This is a genomic window from Sodalinema sp., from assembly GCF_046483825.1.
Lineage (GTDB): Bacteria > Cyanobacteriota > Cyanobacteriia > Cyanobacteriales > Geitlerinemataceae > Sodalinema.
In genome coordinates this window covers 1-14,480 of record NZ_JAWOCL010000293.1, presented here as the reverse complement: position 1 = coordinate 14,480, position 14,480 = coordinate 1, and the positions used below count along the sequence as shown (strand labels likewise).

Here is a 14,480-nt window from a genome sequence, read left to right as displayed (position 1 = left end):
CGATTGAGCAGCTTCCCGATGTCTTTACAAAACCGGAGTTGATTGCTGAGTTAGTTCCAGGCGTTCCAGCAGACTGTCACTTCGACTATAGCGCTCCAGTCCTCAAAGAGCGAGAACGCCGCCTTGATGGACTCCTAACCCCCACAGGAGACGACCCCAATCAACCCCGACTCAGAGAGTCAGCACCCCTCGGCTTAACTCGGTTGTGTTTGACTCGGAATGAGAATCAAGGCCCAGTAGGTCGCCTCTTCTGGGTCGAGTTCTCGGATGGGGATAATGCGCTGAGTCGGTTGAGTGGCTCGCTCGATATAGAGCGATCGCTCTAAGAGTCCCAATTCTTCTAAAATGTCTCGAACTTTAGCAAAATGTCGCCCCAATTTAATAATAACGGCGGCATCAACTCCCTGAAGGCGATCGCGCAATTGGTCAGCCTCCAACGTCGCCGGCATAATACTCAACACATCATTGCGGAAGGTAATCGGAACCCCCAACATAGCCGCACTGGCAAAGGTCGAAGAAATGCCTGGAACGACTTCAGTAGGAAATCGGGGGGCCAGTCGTTGAAACAGATACATAAAACTGCCATACAGCATCGGTTCCCCTTCACATAACACCGCCACATCTCGCCCCAAACTTAACTGTTCGGCAATTTTTTCCGCGCCCAAATCATAATAGGGTTGAGACGATCGCCGCACACTAAAGGGCAACGGCATGGGAATTTCATGCTGTTCCGGGCGAATAAAATCGGCAACAATTGCCCGAGCCAATGCCTTGCCATTTTCTAATGTTGGGTAAGCAATCACTGGAACCGACGTTAAAATTCGATGAGCTTTTAACGTTAAAAGTTCTGGATCACCAGGACCAATTCCCAATCCATAGAGTCGTCCCAATTCGGTCATAATTCATTCTCCTTAGCTAGTGCATTCACAGCAGCGGCGGCGATCGCACTGCCACCCCGTCGTCCCTGTAACGTCATAAACGGAACCCCAAACTCCCCCCGAGCCAGCTCTGCTTTCGACTCAGCCGCCCCCACAAAGCCCACCGGAAAGCCTAAAATTAACGCCGGTTTCTCAACCCCTCTCGCCAACAATTCCAACAGATAAAACAACGCCGTCGGCGCATTGCCAATCACCACAACTGACCCCGATAAATGGGGTTTCCATAACTCTAACGCCGCCGCCGATCGCGTATTGCCAATCTCCTGGGCCAGCTCAGGAACCCGTGGCTCCCGTAGGGTACAAATCACCGGATTCTCCGCCGGTAGCCGAGCGCGAGTCACCCCATGAGCCACCATCTGCGAGTCACACAAAATCGGCGCCCCCTGACGCAACGCCTCTCGTCCGACCTGCACCGCCCCCTCAGATGCTGCCAAATCCGCCACAATATCAGTCATTCCACAGGCGTGAATCAAGCGAACGGCAACATGAGCCAAATCGGCGGGCAACGTCTCTAACGCCGCCTCAGCGCGAATAGTGGCAAAAGATTGTTTATAAATTTCCTGGCCGTCACGGATATAGTCGATCATCGTTGCCACTCCTGAAGCCGAACCCCGGCTTGCTGCGATCGCCGGACCCAAGCCGTGAACGATTCTTCGGAGGCTCGACGGTGCTGCTGATAGCGTGTTAAGACCCGACCGAGTACTAGCGAGAGATCTCCAACCGCCACAGAGCCGAGATCATATGTCCAGGAATCCTGGCCATCGCCGAGATACAGGTGATAGGTCTCGTCAGCGGTTCCCAACAGGGTGATCTCCGCTGGACTGGGTTGAGCGCAGGATTTGGGACAGGCGGTGAGATGGATGTTAATGGGGGTCTCTAGGGTTTCTACTCCAATCTGTTGCGGGAGTTCAGCCAGGAGACGACGCGCATCGGTTTGCGTGGCGGTCGTGGCGGCTGAACAGCCCGGTTTTCCCGTACAGGCGGCGATCGCCAACGGCGGAACCTCCCCCGACAACCCCAATTTCTGTAACTGCTGCAACACGCTCTCCACCTGAGTCTCAGGGATATTGGCCACAATCAAGCTTTGCCAAGGGGTTAAGCGCAAAGGTCCTGAGCCAACCTGTGCGACCAACTCCAGAAGTCCCTGAACCTGAGCCAGCGTCAACTGTCCCAAGGGCAAATCCACGCCGATATAGGCGAAACCCGGTTGACGTTGACGATGGACACCCAAGTGAGCCGCACCCGCACTCGGGGTTAGACTCGGCGGTTTCCCCCGGAGGAAGGCTTGAGGTTGATAATGGGTTGCTTGGTCCAGATACTGTTCTAGCCCCCAATCGGCCAAAAGATGCGTCATCCGCCGTTTGCGCCCCGGCTTAGGCAACGGTTCGGCGTGACGGAGGTAATCGAGATAGGCTTGAGTCAGAGCGGCGACGGCTTCCACAACTTTGTCTGGGGGAATCAAGCGGCCAGTGTCATGGAGTTGTTTCCCGGCCCCTAAGGCCAGATGAACCATAACAGACGAGTCCTCGTTTGCGCCATCATTTTCGCTATCATTTGCGCCATCAGAAGCGACGACGGACAATTGAATCTCGTTATAGCGATGTTCCCAGGAGAGCGGCGAGCGAGTGCCGATCGCCACAGATCCACCGCCATCGATACCAATGCTAAACTTAGCCGGCAGAGCCTCTAACTGGCGCTGCTGTTGGATAAACTCATCTAAGGCTTGCACCCAGGGACGAGTATCGAGGAGTTCCTGGGGATCAATCCCGGCGGTGGGGCTGGCCATGATGTTACGAAGCTGATCCACTTGCGGGATAGGAGACGCTAAACCGAGGGTTTTGAGTTCTGTAAAGATTTCGGGACTGGGGGCCTGGCCGAGCGATCGCAGTTGCAGATTGCCCCGATTTGTCACTTGCAGGCGATCGCAACCCCAAGCCTCCATCCAACGAGCGATGGCCCGTCCTTGGGACAGGGTCAGTTGCCCACCGGGGGTACGAATCCGCAGTAAAAAGCCATCTTGGGCCGGGGTTCCATAAAACACCCCCGGACAGGGATTTGCGTCAATGATCCAATTCACAATGAGTTTCCTTCTCTGTGCGACGCAGAGAATCGACAATGACCGGACTCGATCCGGATTGATGTCGGTGTTCTGACTTGTGGGTACAAGACAATCGGCGAAGTCACCCCATTACAGTTGCGGCACAGTCCCGGACTCTGACCGGAGTTTCCCAACAATCAATCTCACCACTGTAGCATGGGACGACCCCTTCATGAGACAGTACAGCTAGTCGGGGCGAAAAAATTTTCGCCCCGACTAGGATTGAGGCATGAGGCACGTAGGGATGACGGAGAAATGGTTATCGGTCATTGGCATCGGTGAGGAGGGCCAGGCTGGACTCAGTGCAGCGGCGCGATCGCTCTTGGAACAGGCTCAAATTCTGGTAGGGGGCCGGCGACATTTGGGATTTTTAGACGAGGGCGATCGCCGAGAACACCTCGTTTGGGGGTCACCCCTACAAGAGACGATTGACGCCATCCTCCAGCGTCGTGGCCAACGAGTCTGTGTCTTAGCCACCGGTGACCCGATGTGGTACGGAATTGGGGCCACCCTAGTGCGTCAGGTTCCCCTAGAGGAGATGACCCTGATTCCCGCACCTTCGGCTTTTAGTCTCGCCTGTAGCCGCCTGGGTTGGCCCCTAGCGGATGTGAATACCCTCAGCCTCTGTGGACGACCTGCGGACTTGTTACTGGGCTATCTTTATCCAGGAGTGCGTTTGTTGCTGTTGAGTGGCGATCGCCATACCCCCACTCTCGTCGCCCAACGACTCACCGAGGCGGGATTTGGCCAAAGTCAGATGACGGTCCTAGAACGACTCGGCGGCGCCCAAGAACGGCTGATTCAGGGCCAAGCCGCTACCTGGAATCCAGGGGAGTTAGCGGACTTAAACACCATCGCCATTGACTGTTGTGGCCAGAGTTCTCACCATTGTGGTCCAGGATTGCCGGATGAGGCCTATCATCACGATGGACAACTGACGAAACGGGAAGTCCGTTCCGTGACCCTTTCTAGCCTGGCCCCGCAGCCGGGACAACGATTGTGGGATGTGGGGGCCGGGTGTGGTTCGATTAGTATTGAATGGCTTAGGAGCGATCGCCGTTGTCAGGCGATCGCCATCGAACAGCATCCCCAACGAGTCGGCTACTTGGCCGATAACGCCGCCGCCTTAGGGGTTCCTCAGTTAGAGATTGTCAGCGGGCCAGCCCCGGCGGCCTTGCAAGATTTACCGGAACCGAACACCATCTTTATTGGTGGGGGACTGACAACACCAGACCTGTTAGAGACCTGTTGGCAGGCGTTACCCTCAGGGGGTCGTCTGGTAGCCAACGCCGTCACCGTCGAGAGTGAACAGAGGCTGTTCCAGGCCCAGCAGGAGTGGGGTGGCGCGTTAACTCGCATTGCCATTCAACGAACCAAACCCCTCGGGCGATTTCTCAGTTGGACGGCGTTGGCCCCGGTCACTCAATGGTCAGTCCTCAAAGCCTGATTTTCAGGGTCTCAAGCGCCTATCTTTGGCGAATTTCCCCATCCTCAAGATAGGTCACGGAATCAGCAACATCCAAAATGCGCGGATCATGGGTAACCATTAACACGGTGACATCCTCATCAATGGCCAAACGCCGCAACAACTCCATCACCGCATGGCCACTCTTGGAGTCCAAGGCCGCCGTGGGTTCATCGGCCATGACAATCTCCGGTCGCGTCACCAAGGCCCGGGCGATCGCCACCCGCTGTTTTTGCCCCCCAGACAGGTCTCGGGGACGATTTTGACCTTTATCCCCCAAGCCCACGCGATCGAGCATCTCCTGGGCGGATTGGCGGGCATTGCGACCACGAATGCCCTGTAGATTCAGAGCTACTTCCACATTTTCCGCCGCTGTCAGGGCCGGAAACAGATTAAAGCCTTGGAAAATAAAGCCTAAATGATTGAGGCGGAACTGGGACAACTGTTTCCGGGACATTCCTGTAATGTTCTCACCGAGAAGACAAACGGACCCGGATGTGGGGGCAAGTAGGCCCGCTAGGATAGACAAGAGGGTCGTTTTTCCTGACCCCGAGGGTCCCATGAGTAAGCGAACCTGGCCTCGCTCGATGGTGAGATTGACCTGTTTGAGAATCTGAGTCCGCTTCTGGCCGGTCAGATAGGACATTTCCACATCCGTGGCGGCCACCGCCGTCCGACCTTTGGGAATGGGACTGACCGAAGGCGAAGGTAAACAGGGATCCTGAGTCGAACGCTGAGTAGACACCGGGAGTTTAAAAGGGGAGACAATCATAAATACAAGCTTCTAGGCAGAACACAACGGTGTGAGATATCCCTGAGCGACTAGGGGACTGTTATGAGCGGACTCGACGAAAAGTAGCTCCATCATTAACCGATTTTTTCAGGAGTTCAAGCGATCGCGCCCAAATTTTGTCTAAGCTTTAAGGTCTCTAAGCTTTAAGGTCTCTAAGCTTTAAGGTCTCTAGGCTTTGAAGACAATGGCCGGATCAACTCGGGTCACTTTCTGAATTGCAAAAAAACCAGATCCAACACACATCACCGTCGTCAGGAGAAAAATCCCGGCCGCTGAGGCTGGGGTAATCAGGATAATGATCCCCATCCCAGTGCTAACCCAGTGAGATAAGCCCAGACAGAGCGCCATTCCCGGGAGATAGCCTAAAACCGCCATCCAGAGTGCTTGCTCGATAATGACCCGATACAGCACCCAATCCGATGCTCCCATGGCCTTGAGGGTGCCAAACTCCTTCAGGCGATCGGATACCGAAGAATAGAGAATCTGTCCGACAATGGCAATCCCAACGACCACACCGAGTCCAGCCCCAAAGCCTAACACAAAACCCAGCCCCGTTCGGCTTTGCCAATAGTTGCGCGTCCGTTGCGCTAACTCCTGACGAGTCAAGGCTTGGCTACCCGGAAGAGCCTCATTGAGTCGTTGTTTCAACTCCTGTAAATCCTCTCCGCGTTCGGCCCGAATCAGAATATGAGTTAACACATCCGAGCGTCTCAGAGGGGACGGGGTAGGAGGAGGCTCAACGGACTCAGACGACGAGCTGAGGTCTCGCTCATACCGGTTGTTACATCTAATATTCCCCTCGCCATCAACCTGACAATTTACGGATGTACCAATTCCGGTAGTAGCATAGGCGTTGGCGGTTTCAAGGGATGTAAAAATAAATACGCTTGAGGCAATGGACTGGGTTCCTTCGGTGATGCCCACCAGGGTAGCCGGCAAGGAGTTGATCAGTCCTTGATCCCCAAGGTCTTGCAAGTTGAGGGCGTCGAGTTGGGAGTCGTCCGCGATAATCGTATAAGGAGTTTGTAGCTCGGCGATATGTCCCTGGGTAAGATTCCAGGGAGAAAACAGTTCGCCGCCGGGGTCAAAGCCAATTAGTCGTAATGGGGCAATTGTGCCTCCCGGACCCTTCCACTGGCCTGGAGGTAACAGCAAGGGTTCGGCTAGGTCGACTCCTTCGACCTCTCGGGCCAGGAACAGAAGTTCCACGGGAAGGGAGGGGGTCAACTCGAAATACACCATCTCGGCGGAAGAGACCCAAATATCGGCGTCGGATTCTTCGGGAACTAAGGCGGTTGACTTGAGAAAACCCCGAAAAATGCCAATTTGAACGGTAACTAGGGTGACAGCAAAGACAATTCCCGCTTGGGCGATGAGGAAGCGGGGAATGTCTTCGAGTAGGTTCTTACGGGCAAGGGAAGCCATGAACGGTAGAGTGACGGTGATGACAAGTGAATCAGGACATCGGTGAGGGTCGACGGTATAGCCGGGTATGGCCGACAATACGGCTGACTCTTCACCTCTCCTTCTAGCCTAATGGAAGATTCACAAGTCGCACAGTCAGGGGTTGACAAATTGCTCAATCTCAGATCGGCAATTAAACCGTTGGCCGGATTTCAAAGTCTGATAACTGTTGGGGAGGTTCTCCGCAGGTCTCGACCGTCTGAACCTCGGCGGCGGCTGGCCCCTGATGACACCAGGCGACGGCGTTTTGCACTAAGGCGGGATCGCCCTCAAACAGTGCTTCGACGGTTCCATTGCGTCGGTTGCGAACCCAGCCGGATACGCCGAGTTGTCGGGCCTGCTGTTGGGTTGAATAGCGAAAGCCAACGCCTTGGACTCGTCCCGAAATCATGACTCGGATGGCGGTGGTCGGTCGGTTGTTGGCAGGGTCATGACTTTTCATTCGCGCAATTCGGTGTAACGTCCGTTTCTTACGTTAGCCTAATCGGCTCGGCCAAAAATCTAGCCCCGGAAGGAAGAAATCGCCAATCCACGCTCAGGATTTAGGCTTGACAAATCGCTAAATCTATGGTACGCAAATGGCTTATCGAGGCGTCTGAATCAGACGATTTCAACGGGCGGCCCAGCTCGGAGGATCCGCTTGAAATAAACTGACATCAACCCAACAGCCGTCGGCATTGGGAGAGACGGAAATCAGAGGATCGGCATGGCCCGTGCGCAAACCGTCGAGATGTCCAGTGTCAGTTTTCCAAAGTTTGAGGGTGCGTTCGACACTGCTGCTGGCCAGGGAGGTGCCATCGTCACTCAGGGACAGCGATCGCACGGGACCGGAATGGGCCTTAAGCCGATAAAAGCTTTCACCGCTGGCCACCGACCAAACTTCAATTTGTCCATTCTGGAAGCCACAGCCAACTTGAGACCCGTCGGGGGAGAGGGTAATGCTGGAAATGCCATCGCGGATCTGAGAAAACAGGAGAGTCAGGGTCCGATCGCACCATTGCCAAACCCGAATCTGGCGATCGCTGCCTGTACTAGCAAAGAGGGTTCCAGAGGCGGAAATGGCTAAAAAGCGGATTCCGCCCTCGTGGGCCGTAAATGAATGTTGTTTTTGGCCACTTTCAACCTGCCAAATCTCGATTTTACCGCCCTGGCTCCCGCAAATGAGTTGTTCTCCGGGAAAATCGAGTAGCACAGCCGTCACCCCACTGCGAAGGCCCGGCAGCGATCGCAACAATTGACCCTGTCCAGAGTGACAACAATGGTAGATACGATCGGCATCTCGCGTCGAGAGGGTTTGTCCGGCTGAACCCGTCGTCGAGGGGGCGGTTGACCAAGTTCGTCCGCCCAAGGCATCTTGGAGTTGGGTGTCACTGAAGCGCCAGAGTTTGAGGCTGCCATCATAGCCGGTACTGGCCACCGTTTTGCCATCGGCGGCGATCGCTAAGGGGTAAGCACAATTGGAACTTCCCATTAGTGGACGCAGCCAGGCTTCCGATTGGCGAATTTGTCGCGATTTGTTGGCCTCGACATAGCCTCGTAATCCTCCTCCATACCAAAGCTGATCGAGACTAAGTCGATCTTGCGGCGGCAGGCGATCGCTCGGCAGAAATCCTAAAATAATTGGATGATAGTCCTGATACGCATCATCGAGAGACTCTTGAATCCAAACCCAAATCACCAGATCACTCTCGTTTGGGTTCACGGGTGGGACCACCTCGGCGATCGTCTCCCCCGTCACCGCCATCACCTGAACCCGCAACCAGGATTCTGGCTTCCCTGAAGCATCCTCAAGCCAATAACACTGATGGTGATGGTGATGGTGGTCGTGGTCGCGATCGTGGTCGCGATCGTGGTCGCGATCTGCGGCCGACGTCCGCAAGGGATAGGGCCAGATCAAGCTAACCGTTGTCACCGCTAATCCTTCTAATAGATACTGTTTCCACAGCTCACTGACGGGAATAATGGGATCAGATTCTACAATTCGTTGGCGACAGTCAGCGCGAATCGTCGAGAGGCGATCGCCATAAATCTTGACCCGTTCTGACCAAACCCCTGGACAATCATGATTGAGAATTGGTGAAGAATTCGGACAACGCTTGAGTTCTTGTAAGCGCGTGATAAAGTCCTGTTGTTGCACATGTAGGGGAATCGTCCAGTCCATGAGGGCAGTCCATCAAGAAGGTGAGGGATTAGTCTATATGTTGGCATGAATTATCTTGGCATGGATGTTGCCCCCCACGGCTCCTCAACCGGGACTCACTGCTCCAGACCGATTCCCCGTTAACTGTTCCTTAAGATACAATCAACGGGGAGTCGCCTTCCTCAACCGGGACGTCGGCCCCCAACATCTCTAGCCGAGAGATGCTCAATCCCCCGTCCAGACTGTTCACGTTTGGGCCGATGTGGGACGATACTGTTAATAAACCTTAAGCTTAAACGTCTATGGATGTTGCCAACCTTGCGTCTCAGTTGAATGCTGGGACTATTTTGCCAGAGGGCATCGTTCTGACAACCCTCCTCCTGGTCCTCATTGTTGATCTCATCAGCGGCCGAAAATCGGCCAAATGGACACCCTATTTAGGGATTTTGGGACTGTTGGCTGCGGTAGCCGCCCTCGTCCTGCAATGGGATAACCCGATGCCATTCGGGTTCCTCGGTGCCTTCAATAGTGATCCCCTCAGTTTGGTGTTTCGGGGCATTATTGCCCTGTCGACGGCTGTGACGATTCTCATGTCGGTCCGCTACGTCGAACAAAGTGGCACCTCTCTCGCTGAGTTTTTAGCCATCCTCATGACGGCGACCCTAGGCGGGATGTTTCTGGCCGGGGCCAATGAATTGGTCACCGTGTTTGTCGCCCTCGAAACCCTCAGTATTTCCTCCTATCTACTGACGGGCTATATGAAACGGGATAGCCGCTCCAATGAAGCGGCCCTAAAATACTTGTTGATTGGTGCGTCGAGTTCCGCCGTCTTTCTCTATGGAGTGTCTCTCCTGTATGGCCTCTCAGGCGGTCAAACTCAACTCGATGAAATTGCCACCACTGTGGCCAATAGCCCCGACAGTCAAGCCATTGGCCTGGCCATCGCCCTGGTCTTCATCATTACCGGCATTGCCTTTAAAATCTCAGCGGTTCCCTTCCACCAATGGACGCCTGATGTCTATGAAGGCTCACCGACACCTGTCGTGGCCTTTCTCTCCGTTGGCTCGAAAGCCGCTGGTTTTGCGATCGCCATCCGCTTGCTCGTGACCGCTTTTGGCTCGATGACTGAGCAATGGCACTTTGTCTTTACGGCCCTGGCCATCCTCAGTATGGTCCTCGGGAACGTCGTCGCCCTAGCTCAAACCAGCATGAAACGGATGCTGGCTTACTCCTCCATCGCTCAAGCGGGATTTGTCACCATTGGCCTTCTCGCAGGAACCGATGCCGGCTACGCCAGTATGATGTTCTATCTGATGGTTTACCTGTTCATGAACCTGGGAGCCTTCACCTGTGTGATTCTCTTCTCCCTACGGACCCGAAGCGATCGCATTAGTGACTATGCCGGTCTCTATCATAAAGATCCGCTACTGACCCTAGGCTTGAGCATTTGCCTATTGTCCCTCGGGGGTATTCCACCTCTGGCCGGCTTCTTCGGCAAAATCTATCTTTTCTGGGCCGGCTGGCAAGCCGGACTCTATGGCCTGGTTCTGCTAGGTCTCGTCACGAGTGTCGTCTCGATTTACTACTACATCCGCGTCGTCAAGATGATGGTGGTCAAAGAACCCCAGGAAATGTCCGAGGTGGTGCAAACCTATCCCGAGGTGCGCTGGAATTTGCCCGGAATGCGCCCTCTACAGGTGGGATTAGTGGTGGCGTTAATCTTTACCTCGGTCGCCGGGATTCTCTCGAATCCTCTGTTTACCTTGGCGAATGACGCGGTCATCAACTCCCCGGTCCTTCAGTCGGCAACGGCTGAAACGCCCACCGTGGCTGCGGCGATCGCCGCCCCGGATCTCTAACGAATCCAGCAACGAATCTGGATCAGACTCCGAGTTTTCCCTCACATCTACCCCCCTGATGTTGTCAAGATATCAGGGGGGTTTTTGGGCCAATTCGGTAGAGATTTGCGATAGAATTAGAGACTACGCCTACCACAAAAACGCTGCCCGTAATGAGTAAGGGAACACTATTCGATAAAGTCTGGCAAACGCACCGCGTTGGTACGTTGCCGTCAGGACAAACACAATTATTTATCGGGCTACATCTAATTCATGAAGTGACCAGCCCTCAAGCGTTCGCCATGTTGCGGGAACGGGATCTAACGGTCCCCTTCCCGGAACGCACCCTGGCCACGGTGGATCATATCGTCCCCACCGAAAACCAGGCTCGTCCCTTTAGCGATGTCCTCGCCGAAGAGATGATTCAAGCTCTTGAGGACAACTGCAAGCAATATGGAATTCGCTTCAATAATGTCGGGTCCGGTCGTCAGGGCATTGTTCACGTCATCGCCCCGGAACAAGGTCTGACACAGCCAGGAATGACCATCGCCTGTGGGGATAGCCACACCTCCACCCACGGCGCTTTTGGCGCGATTTCCTTTGGGATTGGCACCAGTCAGGTTCGCGATGTTCTCGCCTCGCAAACTCTGGCGATGAACAAACTCAAGGTACGTCGTATTGAGGTCAATGGCCAACTGCGTCCTGGGGTCTATGCCAAGGATGTGATTCTACATATTATTCGCAAACTCGGGGTCAAAGGGGGAGTCGGCTATGCCTATGAATATGCCGGTACGACGTTTGAGCAGATGACGATGGAAGAACGGATGACCGTTTGCAATATGTCCATCGAAGGGGGCGCTCGCTGCGGCTATGTCAACCCCGATCAGACCACCTATGACTATATTCAGGGGCGCGAGTTTGCCCCACAAGGGGAGGATTGGCAGCGAGCGCTACGCTGGTGGAACGAGATTCGCAGTGATGCCGATGCCGAGTACGATGATGTGGTCGTCTTCGAGGCCCAGGAGATTCCACCCACGATTACCTGGGGGATTACTCCGGGTCAGGGGATTGGTGTCGATGAGTCGGTTCCGATGCCGGAGAGTTTGCCGCAGGGCGATCGCGCGATCGCCCAAGAAGCCTATCAGTACATGCAGCTGTCCCCTGGACAACCCATCCAAGGTACAAAAGTCGATGTTTGTTTTATCGGCAGTTGCACCAACGGCCGTTTAAGTGACCTACGCGAAGCCGCCAAGTTTGCCCAAGGCCGTCAAGTCGCCGAGGGAATTAAAGCCTTTGTCGTTCCCGGGTCTGAGGAGGTCAAACGCCAAGCTGAAGCCGAAGGCTTAGATAAAGTCTTCATTGAGGCTGGGTTTGAATGGCGCAATGCTGGCTGTTCAATGTGTTTGGCTATGAACCCAGACAAGTTACAAGGCGATCAGATCAGCGCCTCGTCCTCCAACCGCAATTTCAAAGGCCGTCAAGGCTCATCCTCGGGGCGAACCCTCTTAATGAGCCCAGCGATGGTCGTCGCTGCTGCCATCCACGGCACAGTGGCCGATGTCCGGGACTGGATTTAACCCGAAATCCCCCAAACCCTATTCCCTAGGAGCGATCACAGGTTATCTCTTCCCAGGTGGAGATAGGGGTGGGTTCCCCCCTCTTGCCTCTTGCCTCTTGCCTCTTGCCTTTTGCCTTTTGCCTTTTGCCTTCCCCAAACCATGACTCAAGTTAAACAAATTTCTGGACGCGGTATCCCGTTAACGGGAGATGATATCGACACCGATCGCATTATTCCCGCTCGCTTTCTGCGCTGTGTGACCTTTGACGGCCTCGGCGATCATGCCTTTGAGGACGATCGCAGCCAAATGAAAGGCGAACATCCCTTCGATATCGCCGCCTATCAGGGGGCGAGTCTCTTAGTCGTCAATGCCAATTTTGGCTGTGGTTCGAGTCGTGAACATGCCCCGCAAGCTATTCAACGCTGGGGAATTCAAGGCTTAATCGGGGAAAGTTTCGCTGAAATCTTCTTCGGAAACTGTGTTGCGATGGGAGTTCCCTGTGTCACCGCCGCCCCGGATGATGTCAAGGCCTTACAAACGGCGATCGCCGCCAGCCCCAAACTCCCTCTAACCCTCGATCTCGACCGTATGGAAGTCCGCGCTGGCGATAAACTGGTCCTGACGGTTTCGATGCCCGAAGGCGCTCGCCAAAGTTTCCTTGACGGACTCTGGGACAGTTGTGGACAACTGGTGACGCAAATCGATGCGGTGCGCCAAACGGCCACTCAACTGCCCTATCTCACCTGGTCTCATTGCCGTTAAACAGTCAATTCAGACAGTTAAAAGAGGACGTTTAAAAACTGCAAAAGGTTTATCTCATAAGGATTAACCAATTTGCTATCGTCCTCTTTCTTATGTCAACTAAGAGGGTCGAGTGGTGCGACTAGAGCGGCGAGTTTTCGGTGAACCAGAACTGCCCCGGTTGGGCCGTGTCGTTGTGGGACGGCTTGTTTTCGGGCGCGTGGTTGTAGGACGGCTTGTTCTCGGGCGTGTGGTCGTGGGACGGGTGCGGGGTGGCGCCCCGGAGGCGGCCCCTGACTTGGGCTGGGAACTACTCGGCGGGCCACCGGCGGCATTGCTGCGGGTGGTGCGGAAGGTTACGTTAACCCCCTCATTACTCTGTTCAAGCACCAGTAACGGGGTGGGTTTAGCGGTCTGATCCCAGTGAATATAGGCGACACGACCCTGTAGGGCCGGTTGCCAGGTATCATTATCTCCGGCCGGACTGAGATAGGTTTCAATACAATCAATAATCTGGCTGATTGTCGCGCTTGTCGGTTGCGTCGGCAGTTTGGTGAGTTTAATCTGAATCCGGAACAGGACTCGTTTTTTGATGCTGGCCCCGCTCCCGGTTTCGTATTCTACATCGAAGGTTTCGTTAACCTGTCGTCCCGTCCCTCGGTTCTCAGCACTTGGCCGCAGGGCCACGGAAATTTTACTTTTAACCTTGACCTTAATCTGGTTGACAATGCCAAAGTGGAAGGTTTCTTCTTCCATGCGCATCCGCAGATAGTCGAGGTTGAACTCCCGCGAGTGGATTAAGTCGGGGTTACGCTCCATCTTGCTGATGGTATCGATGGCCCGTTTATATTTCTTGTGAAGTTCTCGGTTTTTAAACTCTTCGGTACGCAGTTTTTTGCCGAGTTTGTCTTTCGTGGTTTTATAGGCCACCCCGGCGGCGATCGCACTCACCAACAGCAACCCCGAAACTCCCATCCAGATCATGGGAGGAGAGGAACCGTCAGCCGCTCCCGTCTCCGGGGGAGCCTGGGCTAATGTCGGTTGGACTAGGATAATGGGAGTTGACATGGCGGATAACTCCATGGGTGTTATGCAGGTGAGTGGTTTATGGATGACCCTGGGGACACTCCGAGAACCGAGAAGGGGTCAAGCCGAATACTGACTCCGACCCACGGTCGGGAGTTGTAACGAAGACCCTTACCTTACATTGTATTGTATGGCCTTGTTCACCCAAACCCGATTGGCCGAATCGGCTGACAGGGATGGCGGCCAAACTGTAAAATTATGTAAAGTTCAGGTCAACCCCAATGGATACACTCTCGTTAAACTCGATCGCCATCCCCACGTTCCTCATGGCGGTGGGACTGTTCTTCTTCATTCGTGCATCCGTCAAGGATCGGACTGAGGTATTGCACCTAGGGAGCAATCATCCTCCCGAGGCCCT

At 54.5% G+C, this 14,480-nt stretch carries 13 protein-coding genes, 1 pseudogene and 1 riboswitch; of the genes and pseudogenes, 6 read left to right on the top strand and 8 right to left on the bottom strand.

Going from position 1 to position 14,480, the window contains the following annotated elements:
- Positions 1–2 precede the first annotated feature (2 nt).
- Positions 3–167, top strand: a pseudogene (locus tag R6U67_RS18735) (DUF2887 domain-containing protein); the annotation flags it as partial.
- 27 nt (positions 168–194) lie between these two features.
- Here the strand turns inward: R6U67_RS18735 and cobI are convergent.
- The 3 genes from cobI to cobG are packed head-to-tail and all read right to left on the bottom strand — an operon-like array spanning position 195 to position 3,015.
- Entirely contained in the window at positions 195–899 is a 705-nt protein-coding gene (gene cobI, locus R6U67_RS18730; protein ID WP_410253948.1) for a precorrin-2 C(20)-methyltransferase, read from the bottom strand.
- Positions 896–1,525, bottom strand: a complete 630-nt coding sequence (locus tag R6U67_RS18725; protein ID WP_410253947.1) for a precorrin-8X methylmutase — start codon at positions 1,523–1,525, stop codon at positions 896–898. Before R6U67_RS18725 ends, cobI begins: the two co-directional genes overlap by 4 nt.
- Positions 1,522–3,015: a precorrin-3B synthase gene (cobG, locus tag R6U67_RS18720; RefSeq protein ID WP_410253946.1), complete on the bottom strand. Its 1,494-nt coding sequence runs from the start codon at positions 3,013–3,015 to the stop codon at positions 1,522–1,524. Before cobG ends, R6U67_RS18725 begins: the two co-directional genes overlap by 4 nt.
- A gap of 45 nt (positions 3,016–3,060) precedes the next feature.
- A riboswitch (cobalamin riboswitch) is annotated at positions 3,061–3,210 on the bottom strand.
- A 55-nt stretch (positions 3,211–3,265) separates the two neighbouring features.
- On the opposite strand from cobG, the gene cbiE reads away from it, so the two are divergent.
- Complete coding sequence (cbiE, locus tag R6U67_RS18715; protein WP_410253945.1) at positions 3,266–4,483, top strand: precorrin-6y C5,15-methyltransferase (decarboxylating) subunit CbiE; 1,218 nt, start codon at positions 3,266–3,268, stop codon at positions 4,481–4,483.
- Between the two features lie 19 nt (positions 4,484–4,502).
- Here cbiE and R6U67_RS18710 read toward each other — a convergent pair whose 3' ends face one another.
- The 4 genes from R6U67_RS18710 to R6U67_RS18695 all read right to left on the bottom strand — a co-directional run bounded on the left by R6U67_RS18710 (position 4,503) and on the right by R6U67_RS18695 (position 8,919).
- A complete protein-coding gene (locus R6U67_RS18710) occupies positions 4,503–5,273 on the bottom strand; it encodes an ABC transporter ATP-binding protein (RefSeq protein ID WP_410253944.1) in 771 nt (256 codons plus the stop codon).
- A gap of 189 nt (positions 5,274–5,462) precedes the next feature.
- Complete coding sequence (locus R6U67_RS18705) at positions 5,463–6,719, bottom strand: FtsX-like permease family protein (RefSeq protein ID WP_410253943.1); 1,257 nt, start codon at positions 6,717–6,719, stop codon at positions 5,463–5,465.
- A gap of 172 nt (positions 6,720–6,891) precedes the next feature.
- Positions 6,892–7,200: an acylphosphatase gene (locus tag R6U67_RS18700; RefSeq protein WP_410253942.1), complete on the bottom strand. Its 309-nt coding sequence runs from the start codon at positions 7,198–7,200 to the stop codon at positions 6,892–6,894.
- A gap of 168 nt (positions 7,201–7,368) precedes the next feature.
- Positions 7,369–8,919, bottom strand: a complete 1,551-nt coding sequence (locus R6U67_RS18695; protein ID WP_410253941.1) for a WD40 repeat domain-containing protein — start codon at positions 8,917–8,919, stop codon at positions 7,369–7,371.
- A 281-nt stretch (positions 8,920–9,200) separates the two neighbouring features.
- On the opposite strand from R6U67_RS18695, the gene R6U67_RS18690 reads away from it, so the two are divergent.
- The 3 genes from R6U67_RS18690 to leuD all read left to right on the top strand — a co-directional run bounded on the left by R6U67_RS18690 (position 9,201) and on the right by leuD (position 13,057).
- Positions 9,201–10,757, top strand: a complete 1,557-nt coding sequence (locus R6U67_RS18690; RefSeq protein WP_410253940.1) for an NAD(P)H-quinone oxidoreductase subunit N — start codon at positions 9,201–9,203, stop codon at positions 10,755–10,757.
- A gap of 152 nt (positions 10,758–10,909) precedes the next feature.
- Positions 10,910–12,313, top strand: a complete 1,404-nt coding sequence (leuC, locus tag R6U67_RS18685) for a 3-isopropylmalate dehydratase large subunit (protein WP_410253939.1) — start codon at positions 10,910–10,912, stop codon at positions 12,311–12,313.
- A gap of 141 nt (positions 12,314–12,454) precedes the next feature.
- Positions 12,455–13,057: a 3-isopropylmalate dehydratase small subunit gene (gene leuD / locus R6U67_RS18680; protein ID WP_410253938.1), complete on the top strand. Its 603-nt coding sequence runs from the start codon at positions 12,455–12,457 to the stop codon at positions 13,055–13,057.
- 99 nt (positions 13,058–13,156) lie between these two features.
- Here the strand turns inward: leuD and R6U67_RS18675 are convergent, their stop codons facing one another.
- Positions 13,157–14,104 carry a hypothetical protein gene (locus R6U67_RS18675; RefSeq protein WP_410253937.1) on the bottom strand — a complete coding sequence of 316 codons (948 nt, stop codon included), beginning with the start codon at positions 14,102–14,104 and terminating at the stop codon, positions 13,157–13,159.
- 239 nt (positions 14,105–14,343) lie between these two features.
- Here R6U67_RS18675 and R6U67_RS18670 point away from each other — a divergent pair.
- Positions 14,344–14,480: cofactor assembly of complex C subunit B (locus R6U67_RS18670; RefSeq protein ID WP_410253958.1), on the top strand; the 137-nt coding region annotated here is incomplete at its 3' end.

What these genes read in the sequence shown, in the direction of transcription:
- cobI (WP_410253948.1), bottom strand. Translation starts at nt 899, where the DNA reads ATGACCGAATTGGGACGACTCTATGGATTGGGAATTGGTCCTGGTGAT.
- R6U67_RS18725 (WP_410253947.1), bottom strand. Translation starts at nt 1,525, where the DNA reads ATGATCGACTATATCCGTGACGGCCAGGAAATTTATAAACAATCTTTT.
- cbiE (WP_410253945.1), top strand. Translation starts at nt 3,266, where the DNA reads ATGAGGCACGTAGGGATGACGGAGAAATGGTTATCGGTCATTGGCATC.
- R6U67_RS18710 (WP_410253944.1), bottom strand. Translation starts at nt 5,273, where the DNA reads ATGATTGTCTCCCCTTTTAAACTCCCGGTGTCTACTCAGCGTTCGACT.
- R6U67_RS18705 (WP_410253943.1), bottom strand. Translation starts at nt 6,719, where the DNA reads ATGGCTTCCCTTGCCCGTAAGAACCTACTCGAAGACATTCCCCGCTTC.
- R6U67_RS18700 (WP_410253942.1), bottom strand. Translation starts at nt 7,200, where the DNA reads ATGAAAAGTCATGACCCTGCCAACAACCGACCGACCACCGCCATCCGA.
- R6U67_RS18695 (WP_410253941.1), bottom strand. Translation starts at nt 8,919, where the DNA reads ATGGACTGGACGATTCCCCTACATGTGCAACAACAGGACTTTATCACG.
- R6U67_RS18690 (WP_410253940.1), top strand. Translation starts at nt 9,201, where the DNA reads ATGGATGTTGCCAACCTTGCGTCTCAGTTGAATGCTGGGACTATTTTG.
- leuC (WP_410253939.1), top strand. Translation starts at nt 10,910, where the DNA reads ATGAGTAAGGGAACACTATTCGATAAAGTCTGGCAAACGCACCGCGTT.
- leuD (WP_410253938.1), top strand. Translation starts at nt 12,455, where the DNA reads ATGACTCAAGTTAAACAAATTTCTGGACGCGGTATCCCGTTAACGGGA.
- R6U67_RS18675 (WP_410253937.1), bottom strand. Translation starts at nt 14,104, where the DNA reads ATGTCAACTCCCATTATCCTAGTCCAACCGACATTAGCCCAGGCTCCC.